Genomic DNA, 19076 nt, shown 5'->3' with positions numbered 1-19076 from the left:
AGATGGATTACGGAATCTACGGAATTTTAATTGGAATCATTGTCATCGCATTAGGGGCCATGCTGGGAAGCATGCTCGTGCGAAGGAATTTTTACCAGAAAATTGATGATTTAGACATGCGCAAACAAAGCGTGCTCAGCGCCAGCGTGCCGGCTGAACTGCAAAAGTTCAAACAGTGGCCGATGGAAGGTGAGACGAAAGAGAAGTTCGAACGATGGCACCAGTCGTGGGACGAACTCGTCAGCGTACATACGGGGCAAATCGATGAGGCACTCTATCATGCCGAAGAAGATTTGGACAAATATCGTTTCCTGAAAGTAAAGTCCGATTTGAACGCGACGGAACAGTTGATTGAAGAGCTCGAGTCGATGGTACACGCCATGCTCGATGAGATGGATGAATTCAATCAGCACCATTCGTCGCTTCTCGATATCGTCAAAAAAGACGAGAAAGAGTTGTATCAATTCCGGAAGACGCTCGTCGCCCAAAACAGTGCGTTCGGCCCGACGTATGAACTCGTCGAGTCTGAAATCGCGGCAGCGGAAGCGAAGCGGACCGAGATGATCACGTTGAAACAAGAAGGACAGGTGTCAGAGGCTTATATCGCTGGTCAAGTCTTGTCTGAGAAAGTGACGAAGATTCGTGAACTCGTCGGCGTCATCCCGCAGTTCGTACGTACGGTGCAAATCGACTTGAAACAACAGCTCAATCAGCTGCGCTCGGGTCATAAAGAGATGCAAATGGACGGCTACGCGCTTGAGCCGCTCGGTTTAATGGAAGAAATCGAGCAAGCGGAAGATCGTCGGGCCGCACTCATGGACCGCATCGAGCAACTCGACTTCGAACATTTCGAGATGGATATGCAACAGCTCAGCTCGGACATCGATCAGCTGTTCGAAGCATTCCGGACCGAGGTCGATGCACGCCAATACGTGAAAAAAGAATTTGCGACCGTGAAAGAACGTGACCGCCAGACGAGTGAAGTCATGGCTCGCCTCCATCAAGAGATGACACGCCTTGTCAGCAACTACGAGATTAACGCCCGTGTCGGCGAAGAGTTTGAACAGCTCGAACGAGAACGCGCCACACTCTCGGCGAACGTACTCGATATCGAACAGGCGCTCGTGGCCCAAATGATTCCTTACAGCATGATCAAATCGAAAGTGCAAGAAGCGAAGCGTTCGCTCGATCAGTTCAGCGCGATGCATGAACGGTTCATCGAGAACACGAACTCTCTTCGTAAAGAAGAGCTCGAAGTCCGCAACAAACTCGAGTCATGGAAGCGCGAACTGTCGGCCCATCGCCGTCTGCTCGCGAAGAGCGCCATGCCGGTCGTTCCGACTGATTTGACAAGCGATATGCGCCAGTTGCAAAAAGGCGTGCAATCGTTAGACGAACAGTTCGAGAAGGCACCGTTCAACATGACATATATCGTCGGCCTCAGCCACGACGTCGAAGAGACGATGGACAACTTCCGAGACCGGGTCAAAGCACTCTTACGCCAAGTCACGTACGCCGAACAACTCTTGCAGTATGCGAACCGCTATCGCCGTCGCGACAACGAGGTGCATATCGCCTTGACGCTCGCCGAGAACAAGTTCTTGCATGGGGAGTATGGGACGGCCGTCGAGATTGGTGAACGTGTCCTCGGACGCTTCGATGAAGGGGCGGCCCGTGAGATTCGCCAACGTGTCGAAAAAGGATTGGAACAGCAAGAGCTATTACGAAAATAATGATGCATGAAGATTGACGTAAACGGGAATTAACGTGTACGTCAATCTTTTTTGAATCGAGGAGGAATTTTGTGATGGGAACGCTTTGGGTTAACGGAAAGATTTATACGATGAATAAAGAGCATGAACAGGCGCGCGCCATGTATGTCGAGCACGGCCGGATTTTGAAGATGGGGGAAGAAGGCCGCCTTCGTCGTACATACGCCGGAAGAATCAAGCAAATTGTGAATCTCGAAGGGAAGAGCGTCTATCCAGCGTTCACCGATTCCCACATCCATTTGATTGGATATGGGGAAGCGCTCGACCGCATCGATGCGACCGAAACGACAGATTTGCAAGCGCTGCTCGAATCGATGAAGCAGAAGGGCGGGAACGATGACTGGATCGTTGCGGAAGGGTTCAATGACCGTCTGCTTGGCGAGATGCCGACGCGTGAGATGATTGATGCCGTCATTCCGGACCGGCCCGTCGTCTTGAAGCGGGTCTGTCGTCACGTCGCCGTCGTCAACTCTAAAGGGTTGGAACGGCTCGGCTTGATTCATCACACCGTCATCGAAGGCGGGAAGCTCGGACGCGATGCGGACGGCAAATTGAATGGGGTGCTATACGACGCGGCGCTCGACCTGCTCCATAAAGAGTTGGGCGGAAATCGCGAGAAGAACGTCGCCTCGCTCCACCGGGCCATCGACTCGCTGTTCGCCCACGGCATCGTCAATGCCCATACGGAAGACTTGTTCTATCATGGTGACCCGCTCGAGACGATTCAAGCATACGAAGACGTATTGGCGGACCTCCCGTTCCATGCGCATCTGCTCGTCCACGAACAAGTCGTCGATCCATTGATTCGTCACGATGCCCTCGCCAAGCGCCCGCGTTTTGATTTCGGGGCGATGAAACTGTTCGTCGACGGATCGTTCGGGGGACGGACGGCATTGTTGTCGGAACCATACACGGATGATCTGGCACAGCGGGGCATCGAGGTCCATCGTCCGGATCATCTCGAAGCCCTCGTCAAAAAGGCGCGGTCTTACGGGATGAACGTGGCAGCCCACGTGATCGGGGATGCGGCGGCCGAACAGTTTATCACGCTGCTCGAGAAATATCCGGCCAAGCGCGGGACGCGAGACCGGATCATTCACGCCTCGCTCTTGAACGACACGCTCTTGAAACGGATTCAAGCGCTACCGGTATTGATCGATGCCCAACCGATTTTCTTGTCGGATGACATGAACTTGCTGTTCGACCGCCTCGGCAACGACCGCGTCGATGACGCCTACCGCTTCAAATCGATGCTCGATACAGGTGCGCTCGTCCTCGGAGGCAGTGACGCCCCGATTTCTACCGTCGATGTGCGCAAAGGGCTGTATGCGGCGGTCACACGCCAGTCATTTGAGGAGTCGGGCGCACTCAACCCGTCGGAACGCCTATCGATGTACGAGGCGCTCCGCAGCTTCACGTATGCGCCGCGTGTGGCCACGGGTACGCATGGTCGCGATGGTTTATTGATTCAGAGCTATAACGCGACGTTCACGGTTTGGGAAGAAGACTTCTTCGACCTACGTGGACGCGACATCCTCGACAATCGACTCGTCATGACGGTCGTCGAGGGGACGCCGGTATACGAGGCCGACGTCGTCAACGCATAAGAAAAGGCTAGCCATCCACGAGGGACGGCTAGCCTTTCATCGTTTAGAAGAATGAACGCTGGACTTTGTGCCAGAACGAGTTGTTTTTCAGTTTGACCGTCTTGACGACCTGGTCGGACAGTTCGATATCGATGCGGTCCGTGTATTTCAAGCTGAGCGCTTCGTTGTCCATGCCGATAATTGGATAGTCGTTCCCGTCCTCGACGATGCGGAGCGAGAGTTTACGCGAGTCGTGCACGATGAAGGACGAGCCGAGCGTACGATAGCGGTTATTGTTCACCGAAGCGATCTCGCTCACTTGCATACATGGGATGAGCGGGTCAACGATGGCGCCGTCGAGTGATTTGTTATATGCTGTCGAACCGGTCGGTGTCGAGACGACCATGCCGTCGCCGCGGAACGTCTCGAAATGGAGGTCGTCGATATACACTTCGATGGCGAGCGATTTGATGATACTCGACTTGATCGAGGCTTCGTTCAAGCAAAGCATCGGAGTCGATTCATTGATGGACGCCGACAAGAGCGGGTATTTCCGCACCTCGAGGCCGGCTTCGATGCGGGCGCTGTTATCCGAGAACAAGCGATCGACTTCGTCGAGCTTATGTATATCGAAGTCGCAGTAAAACTCGTTCAAGCCGCGGCCGAACCCGACGTAGATGGCATCTTGACGGAATCCCGTATAGCGAACGGCCTGCAAGAACGCGCCATCTCCCCCGATGGCGACGATGATGTTGGCGTCTTCCGGACGATTGACGACGTTGAAGCCGTATTTCTCACCGATTTCGGTTAGTTTCTTTACTTCTTTAGTAAAGTCGTTGACGTTACGATGGTACAAATAAACGTTGTTTCTCATCCTAGTCATCCCCTTTGTCAATTGAGTCTCTTTCATTATACAGCGTTTTAGACGCTCGATATAGGGAAAATCACAATCAGGCCGTCTGAGGCAGGATGCTTGTCATCGAGACGGCGCCATCGCTATGATGAAGAAGTATAAATCATGTAAAAGGGGATGAAACGATGCCAACATTTAAAGGCAATACCGTTACACTGCAAGGGAACCCGGTCAAAGTCGGAGATTCGGCACCGGACTTTACAGCGCTCACGACGGCACTTGAAGAGGTGACGCTCGCGTCATACCCAGGTAAGAAATTGATTAGTGTCGTTCCATCAATCGACACAGGTGTCTGTGATACGCAAACGCGTGCCTTCAACGAGAAGGCGTCATCGCTCGGCGGTACCGTCTTGACGGTGTCAAACGACTTACCGTTCGCGCAACGTCGCTGGTGTGCGGCGTCAGGCCTGGATAATGTCGTCATGTTATCGGACCACCGCGACCAATCGTTCGCAAAATCATATGGCGTATTGATGGAAGAACTCCGTCTACTCGCACGCTCGGTGTTCGTCATCGACTCGGCAGGCACGGTCCAGTACGTCCAGTACATGGATGAGATGACAGAGGAAGTCGATTTTGATGCGGCACTCGAGGCGTTTGACGCTGCAAACTGATTCGCTTGGCGAAACGACCACGAATCGCTTACACTAATAGAAGTGAACCGACCGGCTCTCCACAAGAGGGCCGGTTTTGTATGGAAAGGATGATCGAAGATGGAACGATTTGAACAACTGTATCGCGATTGGAAGAAAGAAGCGAAGAAGCTGACGACAGACCTTGACTTGTTGCCGCTCGAGGCATTGATTGAAGTATTTGAGCGTGTCGATGTCGAACAGGAGAAAACGGATGATGTCCGCAAAGCCGTCAGTTTGCTCGTCCTCGAGGAGACGACGACGCTCCCGCCGAACCATCAGCCGACGCCGGACGCCGTCAGCCTGTTTATCGGATATTTGGCGACGAAGCTCGTCAAGGACGGGGCGAACGTGCTCGAGCTCGGCAGCGGGACGGGGACGCTCGTCCACGCCGTGTTGACGCAATTGAAAGACGCCACCGCGCAGGCGGTCGAAGTCGATGAGACGATGCTCCGTCTGTCGTATGCGATCAGCAACTTGCTCGGCAAACCGGTATCGTACTTCCATCAAGACGCACTCGCGCCGCTATTCGTCGAGCCGAGCGACTTGGCGCTCGTCGATTTACCGATCGGTTATTATCCGAACGACGACATGGCGTCAAGCTATGCCTTGAAACGGAACGAAGGCCATTCTTACTCGCACTTCTTGTTGATTGAGCAGGCGATGCGTCACTTGAAACCAGGTGGTCACGGGATATTTGTCATCCCGAACAATTTGTTTGAACAGGATGACGAAGGGAAATTAAAACAGTGGATGGACCGCGAGGCCGTCGTCAAAGGCGTTCTTCAATTGCCGACGACAATGTTCAAAGATGAGCGGTATGCGAAAAGCATCTTGATGTTACAAAAGCTTGGGGAAGGCGTCAAACGCCCGAAACAAGCACTCCTCGTCGAGTTGCCATCGTTCACGGACGTGCGCGCTGTTGCCAATATTGTGAAACAGATTGACGAATGGTTTAAAACAACATAATTTTTATTGGGCAAAAGACTTGAAAAACATATGCCATATCAAGTATCTTCATTATGATACAGTTATCGGTTTTTGAGAGAACAGATAAAGACTCGTGTTTAAATCGAAAGGTAAGAGGTGTATGACATGACAAAAATTATGGCAGTCAACGCAGGTAGTTCGTCATTAAAGTTCCAACTTCTCGAGATGCCATCTGAGAAGATGCTCGCCGTCGGGCTCGTCGAGCGTGTCGGAAAAGAAGATGCGATCTTCACGATTAAATATGGCGAAGGACAAAAGTTCCATATCGTCACGCCGCTTCATTCACATAAAGAAGCGGTCGAGCTCTCGCTCGAAAAATTGATCGACCTTGATATCATCCAGTCGTTCGATGAAATTGCTGGCGTCGGTCACCGTGTCCTTCACGGAAAAGAATTGTACGCGGATTCGGTCGTCATCGACGATGAAGTCATGAAGAACATCGAATCATTCGTCGAACTCGGACCGCTCCACATCCCGCCAAACTTGACGGGGATTCGTGCGTTCCAAACGATTTTACCGAACGTGCCGCAAGTCGCGGTCTTCGACACGGCGTTCCACCAGTCGATGCCGGAAGAGAACTTCTTGTATAGTCTTCCGTACGAGTACTACACGGAGCACGGCGTCCGGAAATACGGTTTCCACGGAACGAGCCACAAGTATGTCACACAACGTGCGTCAGAGCTTCTCGGCCGTCCGCTTGAAGACCTTCGTTTAATCTCGTGCCACCTCGGTAGCGGTGCGTCAATCGCAGCGGTTGCCGGCGGTCGTTCGATCGATACGACGATGGGCTTCACGCCACTCGAAGGGATTACGATGGGAACGCGCTCGGGATCACTTGACCCGGCCCTCATCCCGTTCTTGATGCAGAAGACTGGCAAGTCGGCTGAAGACGTATTGAACGTCATGAACAAAGAGTCGGGTGTTTACGGTCTCTCGGGTATCTCGAGTGACTTGCGTGACATCGAGCAAGCAGCGTCTGAAGGGAACCACCGTGCCGAAATCTCGCTCAAAATCTTCTCGAACCGCATCCACGGCTACATCGGTCAATATGCGGCAGAGATGAACGGTGTCGATGCGATCATCTTCACAGCTGGTGTCGGAGAAAACTCTGACGTCATCCGTGAGCGCATCCTTCGTGGCCTTGAGTTCATGGGCGTCTACTGGGACCCATCACTCAACAACGGAGCACGCGGTAAAGAGTTGTTCATCAACTATCCGCACTCACCGGTCAAAGTCATCATCATCCCGACGAACGAAGAATTGGTCATCGCGCGCGACACGGTCCGCATCGCCAACCTCGTCGAGTCACACGTTTAAGTTGTTACAGCGTCCGTCCCCGATTCATCTGGGATGGGCGTTTTTTAGTGCTTTTGGCTTACGGGCAGAGCCGTTTTTGTGACAATGGACTGAATCGAATGTGCTCGTTTGTAACATTAAGCGTTAGAAACCATCGTTTCAGTAACAATCGAGTCATATTAATCCCTTTAATTGGGAATTAATATGACGAAACATGAAGTTTTTTATGAAAGACGTCATCTTCCCTTAAAAGATGGCGTTTTTGTAATGTAATCGTAACTTTGCTGACACTCAAATGAATTTTAGTTGTAAACGCACGGTCATACGATTCGTCATATAGTTATCTGGACGAAACATTCCGTAATCGATACGACATGTTTCAACTGGAACAGCACCACAGATTCGACAACACGAACTTACAACACACACACCGACTAGGAGAGGACAAACCACATGCTCAAAAAAATTGGAACGGTCTTACTACTGACGGTCATGACACTCGCTATGCTCTTACCCCAACAACAACAAGTTGAGGCGTCTTCAAAAGTATACGTACAAAGCCAAGTCAATGGATTGAATGTCCGCTCGGCAGGGACGCTCAACGGTAAAGTGATTGGGAAAATCAATAAAGGACAACAACTTCAACGCACCGGCTCAAAAGGAGCTTGGATTCGCGTCAACTACAAAGGCAAGGCTGGTTGGATCGCTACAAAGTACTTACGCACCGTGAAAGCGCCGGTCGCGAAGGCTAGTGTGAAAACATATACGATGAACGCATCGGCTTACACACCATATTGCAAAGGATGTTCAGGAGTGACGGCATTAGGCTGGAACGTCCGGGCACAAAAACGTAACGTCGTCGCTGTCGACCCACGCGTCATCCCGCTCGGTAAGAAAGTACAAGTGTACGTCGGCGGGAAGTTGATGGGCACGTACACGGCGGCTGACACAGGCGGCGCCATTAAAGGAAACAAAATCGACATCTTGATGTACTCACAAAGTGCGGCCATCAACTTCGGTCGCAAGACGGTTACTGTCAAAGTATTATAATATGTGAACGAGGGGCTATCGCAGTTGCGATGGCCCTTTTTGATGTGTTGAAACGGATTGCACCGGATGGGAATCGGGGAGTGACGATTTGAGAAGAAGGAAATTGAATGTTAAGCGAGAAAATCGTATGCAGGTTGAAAGGGGGAAGGTGACGTGGAGACGACTTACGAAACGTTGATCTCATATGTTAAGGAGGTACAGCGCCTGAATCAAAGCAGTGCCGCCGCGTTGCTAGTCCTGCAAGACGATCGCATCGTGTTCGAACATTATGAAGGCTTCCATTCGAATCATGATGCAAAAGCGATTGACGTCAATTCGATGTTCAACGTCGCTTCGGCCCGTAAAAGCTATTTGGGACTGGCGATTGCCTATGCATTATTTGAAGGTAAGATTCGGCATCTCGACGATTTGGTCTCTGATTATTTTGAGCGGTATGACGTGGACACGTTTCGAGGGACGACGATTCGGCACTTGGTCACGCACTCGCACGGATTGAACCGGAATGAGACGGGTTTCATATTTCGGGAGTTTGATGCAGGTGAAGGATGGGCGTATCAGGGCGTGAACGTCGAAATCATGACGGAGTTGTTTAAACAGTTGTACGGATATGACTTCACTCAATTATTAAGAGAGCGTGTGTTTCAGCCGATGGGACTCACGCGAACAGAGTGGGCGACTCAAGCGGCATCAAGTCTCGTCAAAGTCGTGGACGACCCTGGTGAGGAAGCGTCGTATAAATTGTATCCTTTTGATGATGGGATGGGCTCGAACCTACATACGACTGCGCGAGAATTCGCGGCCTGGGGTAATCTTCATTTGAACAACGGACGTCATCATGGAGTTCAGATTGTGCCGACAGAAGTGATTCGTCTCGCGACCTCGATTCAAAGCCCTGAATATGCTAACGCGACGTTCCCGACAAACGGATTGTTCTGGTATGTCCAGGGCGAACCGAAAGCGTGGAGCGAACTAGGGGAGGTTGTACCAGCTGGGTCGTATCAAATTCTAGGGAACACCGGGCCGTTGTTATTGGTCATTCCCGCCTATCGAGCCGTCGTCGTCAGGATGTATAACAAGCGCTATAACTATGGTGGCGCCCGATATCTCGATTATCTTCGTGAGTTCGGCAATCTGGCGGCTGAGACGGTTCGGCCGACCGACGACTTGATGTCATAAGCGACTCCACACGAAAGGGCCAACGCATGCACGCTGGCCCTTGATTCGTTATTGGCGGACGATGAGAACGTCACACTTCGAGTAGCGGACGATGCTTTCAGAGACGCTACCGATGAAGAAGCGTTCGACGGCGTTCAATCCGGTCGCTCCACAGATAATAAGATCAATGTCGTGATTCGGTGCAATCTTTTTAGCGATCGTCACTTTCGGAGAACCATACTCGATGACCGTCTCCACTTCTTTGACGCCTCGTTCTTTCGCGCGATTGACGTAATCCTCGAGCAGTTCTTTCGCATACGTCTCGGCACGCTCGGTAATCGTCCGGTCATACGCTTCAACCGTGGCGAATGTCCGTGTATCGATGACGTGACCGATATACAGTTTGCCATCGTTTCGAAGGGCGACGTCGATTGCTGTTTCAAATGCGCGTTCGGCCTCTTTCGAGCCGTCGACGGCAGATAGAATATGTTTGTAGACAATTGCCATGTAAATCCCAACCTTTCGCTTGAAATGTACGTGCGGCTTACATGTATAGTATACCACTTCTGTCTAAATTCACGCCCGGTTCTTTCAGAAATGTGTGAAATTTTCACAACTTTCTGATGGAACAGGTTGAAGTTTGGAAATGGGCAGGCGGAACGGGTAAGATGATACAGAGGAGGGATGACGATGAAACATGTAGTCATCACGGCTGGTGCGAAAGGGATCGGCCGCATTGTGACGGAACGATTATTGGAGGAAGGTTGGCACGTCAGCGTCTTGCAGCGAAAGCCGATCGACTGGGAGCATGAACGGCTACATATGGTTGAGGCCCCGTTGACGGACCGCGAGGCTGTCCTAAATGGATATGAAGAGGCAGTGGCCAAATTCGGAGAGCCGGACGCGCTCATCTTGAATGCCGGGCCATACATCTTTGAACGGAAGTGTCTCGTCGACTTGACGGACGACGAATGGGACGAGGTCATCACAGGCAACTTGTCGGCCTCGTTTTGGTTGATGCGCCGGGCCATCCCGAGCATGCGGACGAAACGGTTCGGCCGCATCATCACGTACGGCTTCCCGGAGAGCGGGACGGCACCGGGTTGGATTCATCGGTCTGCGTTCGCAGCCGCTAAAACAGGGCTCGTCAGTTTGACGAAATCGGTCGCGCTCGAGGAAGCGGCGCACGGCATCACGGCCAATATGATCAATCCGGGTAATATCGTCGGCGCGCAAAAAGAGATGCGAATCGAAGCGGCCGAACCGGACGACCAGACGCCGGTCGGACGGCACGGGACGGGTGAAGACATCGCCCGCATGATTCTGTTCCTGCTCGCGCGCGACTCCGACATGGTCACAGGTGCTGTGATTGATGTGACCGGCGGTGTTAACGTCGTCCATCAATATCGAAAATAAGGGAGGGAACCACATGAAATTGGCCATGTTGACCGATATCCACGGGAACGTCCACGCACTCGATGCCGTGCTGGCCGAGCTCGACCGCCAGCAGGTCGACGAGATTTGGAGTTTGGGCGATATGATTGCGATGGGGCCTGACTCGAACGAAGTGATGGCACGTCTGCTCGACCGCGGCGTGCGCATGATCACCGGCAATCACGATGAGGCGGTTCTCTCCCTGTTGGCCGGGAACGGGCACCCCGAAAGCTATGCCCACACGAGACCACACCATGAGTGGGTGGCACGCACGCTAAAACCCGCCTATGCGGATGAGCTGTTCAAGTTGCCCCGCACAATCGAACGCGATGTCGAGGGTACGCGGGTGTTCGGTATCCATTATCATATCCCGACCGAGAGACGAGGCGTGCCGATCACCGAGGAACCGTTCCATGATATCGTCGAGGCGACGCTATCGAACATGCAGGCGCTGTACGGGGCGTATGAGGCGGACGTCATCTGTTTCGGGCATCATCATCCGGAGCACGTGTTCAAAGATGAGGCGAAACACTATTTCAACCCCGGTGCGCTCGGTGTTGCTCGCGACGACTTGGCCCGTTACGGCATCCTCGAGTGGGATGAGACAGGGTTATCCATCCATCCGCGGTCGGTCCGTTATGATAAGCGGGCGTTTCTTGAAACGATGGAACGGAATGATGTGCCACAACGTGACGTCATGTTCCGACTCTTTTATTGACCATGACAAAGACCAGCCGCGCGCGGCTGGTCTTTTTGTTGACTCAATTGATTTCTTGGAGCGTCTTCGGATAACTCGTCAACAAGATGGGACCGCTCTCGGTCATGACGATGTCGTCCTCGATGCGGACGCCGCCGACGCCAGGAAGATAAATGCCTGGTTCAACGGTGAACGTCATCCCGACTTGGGCCGTCATATCGTTGTTGGCAGCCATCGATGGGAATTCGTGCACTTCGATGCCGATTCCGTGTCCGACGCGATGCGTGAAGTATTCGCCGTAGCCGGCCGATGTGATGACTTGGCGGGCCGCGATATCGATCGAGCCGAGCGTCGTACCGACGTTTGCCATCTCGATGGCGGCTTCTTCGGCCTTGAGGACAGTTTCGTAAATCTCACGTTGTTTCGTACTCGCTTCGCCGTAAACGACGGTGCGTGTGATATCCGAGGCGTATCCTTGCCAGATGACGCCGAGGTCGAACAAGGCGAAATCGCCTTTCTTCAAGCGGTTGTTGCCGGGCACGCCATGCGGATCGGCACTGTTCTCGCCGAATAAGACGAGCGTGTCGAACGACATCTCGCGGACACCTTGTTTCTTCATCGCATATTCGATTTCGGCGATGACCTCGAGCTCGGTCACGCCTTCGCGCAAGGCGCGAATCCCGGCTTCAATCGCCATATCGGCGAGTTCGGCGGCGCGTTTCATCAAGCGGACCTCGTCCGGTGACTTAATCATGCGGAGCGCCTGTAGCTCGTCGGTCAAGTCGACGATCGACAGACCGGCAAAGCCGGCGCGAAGCTGTTCAACACGGTTATACGTCAAGTGCTCGCCTTCAATCCCGATACGCTCGGGAATAATCTGTTGGTCGAGGAACAGTTTGACGACTTTGTCCCATGGGTTTTCGTGGTCCATGTATGTGACGATATCACCATTCCAGTCGCTCGCCTCGACGATTCCTTTTTCAAGTGCCGGACAGACGAGAGCGGTCGTGCCGTTTTTCAAGACGAGAATGGCGATGAGCCGTTCATGCGCCTCGGCATATACTCCCGAAAAGTAAAAGACCGATGCTTTCGACGTGACGAAAGCGGCGTCTAATCCTTTAGTGGCCAAAGATTGTGCAATATGGTTGGTTCGTTGATTCAACTCGTTTCCCTTCCTTCTCGTTCGTTGGCGTTCTGTCTCATTATACCGTTTTCCAAAACGGAAAGGAAATGTCACAATTTCAGTAGTACAGTTTGAAGAAGAACGACTGATACAGTATACTGAGGATGACAGAAAATGTATTGAGGAAAGGGACTCGTGACATGACAACAAAACATGAACAGATCATAGCACATATCGAGTCGCTCGATGTCGGATCTAAAATTTCGGTCCGCCAAATCGCGAAAGAATTGGCGGTATCAGAGGGAACCGCGTATCGAGCCATCAAAGAAGCGGAGAATTTAGGCTTCGTCTCGACGATTGAACGGGTCGGCACCATTCGCATCAAGCGTAAACATAAAGAGAATATCGAGAAGCTGACGTTCGCGGAAGTCGTCAACATCGTCGACGGGCAAGTGCTCGGTGGCCGAGACGGGCTCCATAAGACGCTCTCGAAGTTCGTCATCGGGGCGATGAAGCTTGAGGCGATGATGCGGTATATCGACGTCGACTCACTCGTCATCATCGGGAACCGGGAAAAGGCGCATGAACTCGTGCTCCAGTCCGGCGGCGCCGTATTAATCACGGGCGGATTCGACACGACCGATGAAGTGAAACGGATGGCCGATAAGTATCACATGCCGGTCATCTCGACGTCGTATGACAGTTTCACCGTCGCGACGATGATTAACCGGGCCATCTATGACCGTTTGATTAAAAAAGAGATTCTACTCGTCTCGGATATCGTCATCCCGCTACACGACACGTTCTATTTGAAAGTGGACGATACGGTCAAACGGTGGCATGAACTGAACGAGCGGACGAAACATAACCGCTATCCCGTCATCGACGAGCAGATGAAAGTCGTCGGCGTCATCACGGCGAAAGACTTGCTCGACCGGCCGCATGACACCGAGATCGAGAAAGTGATGACGAAGAGCCCGATCACGGTCGGCGTTCAGACGAGTGTCACCAATGCGGCCCACCAAATGGTGTGGGAAGGCATCGAGATGCTGCCGGTCGTCGACAACTATGGCCGTCTGCTCGGCATCATCAGCCGCCAAGACGTGTTGAAGGCGCTCCAGCTTGCCAACCGTCAACCGCAAGTCGGTGAGACGTTCGACAACATGATCACGAACCAGTTGAAAGAAGACCCGGCTTCGAACGGGACGGCATTCACCGTCGAGGTTGCGCCACAGATGACGAGCCATATGGGGACGGCGTCGTCAGGGGTGTTGACGACGTTGCTCGTCGAAGGGGCGACCCGCAGTCTACGCCATATGAAAAAAGGCGACCTTGTCGTCGAGAATATCACGGTCTACTTCATGAAGCCGATTCAAATCGAGAGTCAAATCCGCGTCTCGGCCAACGTGTTCGACCTGGGCCGGAAGTTTGGGAAAGTCGATGTCGAGATGACGCAAGGGACGCAACTCGTCGCCAAGGCGCTCGTCACGGCACAACTGATCGACCGTTAACAAAAAAACGAGCTGATGCCATCATCAGCTCGTTTCTGTTTCTAATTAAGATTGGTTGATTGGCTCTTCGCTCGCGAGCGGATAGATTTTGCGGTAGCGGATGAACCCGACGATGGCGTTGCCGACGCCTAAGACGAGCATGACGATGCTGACAATCCAACCGATGGTCGAGCCGAGCCCGAGCCCGCCGATCATTTGGTTGATGGCGAAGAGTGCGAGAAACATACTCAGCCAGATGAGCGCTTGGGTGTTGAACAGCGCTTTCCGGTACGGTGTCTTCGTCAAATAGGCGCGTCGTTTAGAAACGAAGTAAGCACCTAACGAAAACAGAATGAGTCCGATCATAACTAATTGACCCAAGTGAAGAAACCCCTTTCAGACGTGTAATCTGTTATCATCATACCATAGAATAGTGTTCAAGAAAGCGAGGAATGGCAATGGCACATTGGCCAGAGGCAGCAACGATATTGAAACTGATTGAAGCGGCGGACACGATTATGATTCACCGACACGTCCGTCCCGACCCGGACGCGCTCGGGAGTCAGCTCGGATTAAAGCGGATTCTCGAAGTCGCCTATCCGGAGAAAAAAATCTATGTCGTCGGCGGTATCGTCCGTGATTTAGAGTTTTTAGGGAAGATGGAGCATGTCGAACCGGAGATGTATCAAGAGGCGCTCGTCATCGTGCTCGACACGGCCAACCATGAACGAATCGATGGGCCGCACGCCTTGGCCGGCAAAACGGTCGTCAAAATCGACCACCACCCGGACGAGGATGCGTATGCGACGCATCAAATCGTCGATACGACGGTCAGTTCAACCTCAGAGATGGTTGCTGAACTTGCGGGGATGTGGGGGCTTGAACTCGACGAGGCGTCTGCCTTCTTGTTGTTCGCCGGAATCGTCGGCGACACGGGACGCTTCCAGTTCCGCAACGCGACACCACGTACGTTCGAAGTCGCGGCCAAACTGATTAACTATGGCATCGATACGAATCGATTGTATCGTCAAATGTATAAGACGAATTTGGCGACGTTGCAACTCCAAGGTTATGTGTTGCAAAACGTCAACGTGACCGAGGCTGGCGTCGGATACGTCAAAATCGATGCCGACGTCTTGCGCACGTTCCACGCGACACCGGAAGCGGCATCGTTGCTCGTCAATAGTTTCTCCGGTCTCGAGGGTCTGAAGTGTTGGGTCATGTTCGTCGAGAACAAGGACGAGATTCGCGTCCGGATCCGTTCGAAAGGACCGGTCATCAACGAAGTCGCGAAACGCTATCGCGGCGGCGGCCATCCGATGGCGGCCGGTGCCACAATCGATAAATGGGAAGAGATGGACGAGGTGATCACGGCGCTCGATGAAGTCGCGGCCCCGTTCACATTCGAAACAGAAGAGAGCTGACCCGTTGGTCAGCTCTCTTCAGCGTTTATCCGTTTCTTGTGGAATGAACCACGTACCGCGGTCGGTCACGTCCTCGACGACATCGAGTTGATACTCGGTAATATAGCGACGGAGTCGTTCGATAATCTCCGGACTGTCGGCGAAGACGGTCTGGCCGTTCTGTAAATTCTCTAGCTTGTCACGTGCGATTTTACCCCGATTAATAATCATACGGTTTATACCCCCTTTTAGGAGAAGTTTTGTCTATAATTATTGTATCAGACAAGTGCCAAAATGAGTTTGACAATTGTGAAAAAAGAAAAGGGGGACTCTTGTGATCCACTTGAATGTACGATCGGCTTATAGCTTGATGCAAAGTACGATTCGGCTCGAACAGTACGTCGCCCAAATGGCCGAGCGGGGGAGCCGAGCGGTCGCCTTGGCCGACGATGCGTTATATGGCTTGCCGCAATTCGTCCGGTTATGTGAGCGTTACGCGGTTAAGCCCATCATCGGGTTGCGGACGACGCTACGGATGGATGGATTCGACGTCTCCGTCCTCGTCTATGCGTTGACCGATGAACAAGTACCCGAACTATATCGCATCGTCCAGGCCGACGGTTTGACCGAAGCGACCGAACTGGCAGTACTCATCTTACCGGAGAACTGGAAAGCGAACGACCCGGTTCACCGCCGGCGCCTCTATAACCATTTGCTCGGGTACGTGAATGAAGACCGACTATGGCTCGGGTTGCCGGCGCCGCAGACGACGGAACAGACGCTGATGCTCCGCCAATTGCGCGAGATGCGTGACGAACTGGGGACACGACTCGTACCGGCCCCGGACACGTGTTACATGAGACCGGAGGATTTCGAGGCGTATCGCGCCATCGTCGCCATCGGTGAAGGCGAACTCATCTCACAAGAAGATGTGCATCGGAAAGGAAAGTATGTAAGACTGCCGAGCGAGATGAACGATTGGTTCGACCCGATCGAGCTTGAGGCGTTGGACAAATTCGAATCCCTCGTCTCGATCAAGCGCTTGCCAGAGGCGACCTCGTCGATTCCGGAGATTGAACATGCGGTCGACCGACTGAAGCGTCTCGTCGCTGAACGATTGAAGGCGCTCGACTTGTTCCAGGAGGAATATATCGAACGGGCCCGCTATGAACTCGACGTCATCGCCCGGACCGGTTTCGCCTCCTATTTCCTCATTGTCGAGGATATCGTCCGCTTCGCTAGGGAGCAAGGCATCGAGGTCGGTCCAGGGCGTGGGTCCGCGGCCGGATCACTCGTTAGTTTCGCGCTTCATATCACCGAGGTCGACCCGGTCCGGTTCGAGCTGTTATTCGAACGCTTCTTGAACCCGGAACGAATCACGATGCCAGATATCGATTTAGACTTCGAAGATGAGCGGCGCGACGAGGTCGTCCGCTACGTCCTCGATAAATATGGGGCCAACCATGCCGCCCAAATCGGGACGCTCGCGACGTTCGGCGCGAAAGCGGCGCTGCGTGACGTTGCGCGGGCGCTCGGGCTGACACTCGAAGAAGGCCAGGCCGCCAGCAAACAAGTGAAAGACGACGGGTTGGCCGGGATTTTGGCCAATCCGACGAAGATGAAATGGTTCGCCGGCAGTCAGAAACGGTCGCAACTGTTGCACATCGCCGCCCAGCTCGAAGGGTTGCCGCGTCAAGCCTCGGTCCACGCGGCCGGACTCGTACTCAGTCGTGACGCGCTCGATGACGTCACCCCGTTACAGCCGACGGCAGGGGAGCAAGTGACCCAATATAATATGAAAGATCTCGAAGCGCTCGGTCTATTGAAAATCGATTTACTCGGCCTGCGCAACTTGACGAGACTCCGTCAGATGGAGACGCTCATTCGAGAGACGGACGAACTGTTCTCGCTGAAGACGATTCCATTGAATGACGCCAAGACGTTGCGGGTGCTCGCCCGCGGTGACACGGACGGGATTTTCCAGTTCGAATCGGAAGGGATGAAACAAGCGCTCCGGCAAGTGAAACCGACCACGTTCGAGGATATCGTCGTCACGATGTCGCTCTATCGTCCGGGCCCGATGCAGTTTATCGACACGTATGCGAAGCGGAAGCATGGCATGCCGCATCAGCCGGTCCATCCGGTCGTCGGTGAGATTATGCGGACGACGAACGGCGTGCTCGTCTATCAGGAGCAAGTCATGCGCCTGTTGCGAGAACTTGCGGGCTACTCCTATGCCGAGGCCGATTTGATTCGCCGAGCCATCGCCAAGAAAGATGTGGCGGCCATCGACGTCGAAAAGAGCCGCTTCTTGGAACGTTCGTCGGAGCGGTTCGACAGCGACTCGATGCGACAAGTGTTCTCGTGGATCGAGAAGTTCGCCGGCTACGGTTTCAACCGCTCGCACGCGGTGGCCTACAGTTTGATCAGTTATCGCTTGGCTTTCGTGAAGGCACACTTCGAGCGGATTTTTTATCTCGTCACGTACGACAAGACGAATCAGCTCGTGCGCATGTTGCGGAAGGGGAAAATCCCTGTCTATCCGCCTGACGTTCTGCATGGCCAAGCCGGGGCCTTTTTAGAAGGGCCGGGCGTACGACTCGGGTTGAAGGCCGTCCAAGGTTTGACGAAACGCGATGTCGAGCGGTTGATTGAACACCATACCGAGTTCACCGACGTGAAACGTCTGCTTGAACTGATGGAATGGGGCTCGAAAGACCAGCCGAAGTTGCGGCGTCTGCTCGGAGCCGGTGCCCTCGACCGGATGTATCACGGTGATCGCCGCCGTGCGTTCGAGGCCGTCGAACGGCTTCGCGAGGAGACGGAGACGCATCTGCTCCCGGATGAGCTGTCCGCACTCGGTTTGAAGCGCTCGGCGCCAATCGAGCCGAATTGGTCCGAGGAAGAGCGGGAAGCGCTCGGGACGTGGATTGTCCACTCGCCGTTGACGACGGTCGCCCCGCTCTCAATCGAGACGGTGACGATCGATGAAGTGTTGAACGGCGAACGCGGCTTCATCGTCGTCTACGTCGATGCGATTCGTACGTTCAAGACGAAAAAGAATGAAGAGATGGGCGTCGTCATGGTCGATGACGGCGTCTCACAAGACGAGGTCGTCATTTTCCCACGCGTGTACGCCCAATTTTCTCGTTCGCTGTACGTCGGGAACGTCCTCTTGCTCGAGGTCCATCCGAATGAACGCGATGGGCGTCGCCAACTCGTCGTCGAACGCGTCCGGCCGCTCCACGGCCAAGCGTTGTTCGTCCGATTGCGTCTGGAGTCGTTCGCTGACCTGGAAGAACTGTTGCGGACGGCACCAGGGGATGTCCCCGTCATCTGCCGGTTCTCTGATTCAAAAGACGTGAAACAACTCGCCTCGACGTATGCCATCAATCCGACAGAAGCATTGCTACACGGATTGAGGCAGCGCTTCGGCGATATGGATGTCGTGTTGAAACGGGTCGACTCGAAATTGCCCGGCACGAGAACTAGTACCAAGTCATAAAAAGTGGTATAATCTGTTTAATTGGTCTGA

The 19076-nt window shown here is 53.4% G+C and carries 17 protein-coding genes; 12 read left to right on the top strand and 5 right to left on the bottom strand.

All coding sequences use genetic code 11. The features are described from left to right. Nucleotides 1-2 precede the first annotated feature (2 nt). Together ezrA and KNO58_RS09750 are read left to right on the top strand one after the other, a co-directional pair. Nucleotides 3-1733: a septation ring formation regulator EzrA gene (gene ezrA / locus KNO58_RS09755; RefSeq protein WP_214753458.1), complete on the top strand. Its 1731-nt coding sequence runs from the start codon at nucleotides 3-5 to the stop codon at nucleotides 1731-1733. Nucleotides 1734-1807: 74 nt separating this feature from the next. After that, entirely contained in the window at nucleotides 1808-3379 is a 1572-nt protein-coding gene (locus KNO58_RS09750) for an amidohydrolase (RefSeq protein WP_214753456.1), read from the top strand. Between the two features lie 43 nt (nucleotides 3380-3422). On the opposite strand, the gene KNO58_RS09745 is transcribed toward KNO58_RS09750, so the two are convergent. Further along, nucleotides 3423-4241 (bottom strand): NAD kinase, encoded by an 819-nt coding sequence (locus KNO58_RS09745; protein WP_214753454.1) that lies wholly within the window; start codon nucleotides 4239-4241, stop codon nucleotides 3423-3425. Between the two features lie 155 nt (nucleotides 4242-4396). On the opposite strand from KNO58_RS09745, the gene tpx reads away from it, so the two are divergent. From tpx to KNO58_RS09720, 5 genes are all read left to right on the top strand, one after another. Continuing rightward, nucleotides 4397-4885: a thiol peroxidase gene (gene tpx / locus KNO58_RS09740; RefSeq protein ID WP_214753452.1), complete on the top strand. Its 489-nt coding sequence runs from the start codon at nucleotides 4397-4399 to the stop codon at nucleotides 4883-4885. Nucleotides 4886-4984: 99 nt separating this feature from the next. Then, the gene (locus KNO58_RS09735) at nucleotides 4985-5872 is read left to right on the top strand and encodes a class I SAM-dependent methyltransferase (RefSeq protein ID WP_214753450.1); all 888 of its coding nucleotides are present in this window, start codon (nucleotides 4985-4987) and stop codon (nucleotides 5870-5872) included. Between the two features lie 126 nt (nucleotides 5873-5998). Further along, on the top strand, nucleotides 5999-7210 hold the full coding sequence (locus KNO58_RS09730; RefSeq protein WP_214753449.1) for an acetate kinase: 1212 nt from the start codon (nucleotides 5999-6001) through the stop codon (nucleotides 7208-7210). 432 nt (nucleotides 7211-7642) lie between these two features. Then, nucleotides 7643-8239 carry a 3D domain-containing protein gene (locus KNO58_RS09725; protein WP_214753447.1) on the top strand — a complete coding sequence of 199 codons (597 nt, stop codon included), beginning with the start codon at nucleotides 7643-7645 and terminating at the stop codon, nucleotides 8237-8239. Nucleotides 8240-8392: 153 nt separating this feature from the next. After that, nucleotides 8393-9415, top strand: a complete 1023-nt coding sequence (locus tag KNO58_RS09720; RefSeq protein WP_214753445.1) for a serine hydrolase domain-containing protein — start codon at nucleotides 8393-8395, stop codon at nucleotides 9413-9415. 48 nt (nucleotides 9416-9463) lie between these two features. On the opposite strand, the gene KNO58_RS09715 is transcribed toward KNO58_RS09720, so the two are convergent. Then, nucleotides 9464-9901: a universal stress protein gene (locus KNO58_RS09715; RefSeq protein ID WP_021065608.1), complete on the bottom strand. Its 438-nt coding sequence runs from the start codon at nucleotides 9899-9901 to the stop codon at nucleotides 9464-9466. A 183-nt stretch (nucleotides 9902-10084) separates the two neighbouring features. Between KNO58_RS09715 and KNO58_RS09710 the strand changes: the two genes are divergently transcribed. Both KNO58_RS09710 and KNO58_RS09705 read left to right on the top strand, forming a co-directional pair. Then, a complete protein-coding gene (locus KNO58_RS09710; protein WP_214753443.1) occupies nucleotides 10085-10810 on the top strand; it encodes an SDR family oxidoreductase in 726 nt (241 codons plus the stop codon). Nucleotides 10811-10823: 13 nt separating this feature from the next. Then, nucleotides 10824-11546, top strand: coding sequence for a metallophosphoesterase family protein (locus KNO58_RS09705; protein ID WP_214753426.1), 723 nt, complete (start codon nucleotides 10824-10826; stop codon nucleotides 11544-11546). A 43-nt stretch (nucleotides 11547-11589) separates the two neighbouring features. Here the strand turns inward: KNO58_RS09705 and KNO58_RS09700 are convergent, their stop codons facing one another. After that, entirely contained in the window at nucleotides 11590-12687 is a 1098-nt protein-coding gene (locus KNO58_RS09700) for a M24 family metallopeptidase (protein WP_214753424.1), read from the bottom strand. 161 nt (nucleotides 12688-12848) lie between these two features. Between KNO58_RS09700 and KNO58_RS09695 the strand changes: the two genes are divergently transcribed. After that, complete coding sequence (locus KNO58_RS09695) at nucleotides 12849-14159, top strand: DRTGG domain-containing protein (protein WP_021065612.1); 1311 nt, start codon at nucleotides 12849-12851, stop codon at nucleotides 14157-14159. A gap of 45 nt (nucleotides 14160-14204) precedes the next feature. Here the strand turns inward: KNO58_RS09695 and KNO58_RS09690 are convergent, their stop codons facing one another. Then, nucleotides 14205-14519, bottom strand: a complete 315-nt coding sequence (locus KNO58_RS09690; RefSeq protein WP_251026169.1) for a YtpI family protein — start codon at nucleotides 14517-14519, stop codon at nucleotides 14205-14207. Between the two features lie 77 nt (nucleotides 14520-14596). Here KNO58_RS09690 and KNO58_RS09685 point away from each other — a divergent pair, with 77 nt between their 5' ends. Beyond that, a complete protein-coding gene (locus tag KNO58_RS09685) occupies nucleotides 14597-15562 on the top strand; it encodes a DHH family phosphoesterase (protein ID WP_214753422.1) in 966 nt (321 codons plus the stop codon). An 18-nt stretch (nucleotides 15563-15580) separates the two neighbouring features. Here the strand turns inward: KNO58_RS09685 and KNO58_RS09680 are convergent, their stop codons facing one another. Next, nucleotides 15581-15772, bottom strand: coding sequence for a YtzJ family protein (locus KNO58_RS09680; RefSeq protein WP_214753421.1), 192 nt, complete (start codon nucleotides 15770-15772; stop codon nucleotides 15581-15583). A 103-nt stretch (nucleotides 15773-15875) separates the two neighbouring features. Here KNO58_RS09680 and dnaE point away from each other — a divergent pair, with 103 nt between their 5' ends. Next, nucleotides 15876-19046 carry a DNA polymerase III subunit alpha gene (gene dnaE / locus KNO58_RS09675; protein WP_214753420.1) on the top strand — a complete coding sequence of 1057 codons (3171 nt, stop codon included), beginning with the start codon at nucleotides 15876-15878 and terminating at the stop codon, nucleotides 19044-19046. Nucleotides 19047-19076: the final 30 nt, after the last annotated feature.

It is taken from the genome of Exiguobacterium sp. J17977, assembly GCF_018616375.1.
Taxonomy (GTDB): Bacteria; Bacillota; Bacilli; order Exiguobacteriales; family Exiguobacteriaceae; genus Exiguobacterium; species Exiguobacterium mexicanum.
This window is presented reverse-complemented; position numbering and strand designations above follow the sequence as displayed.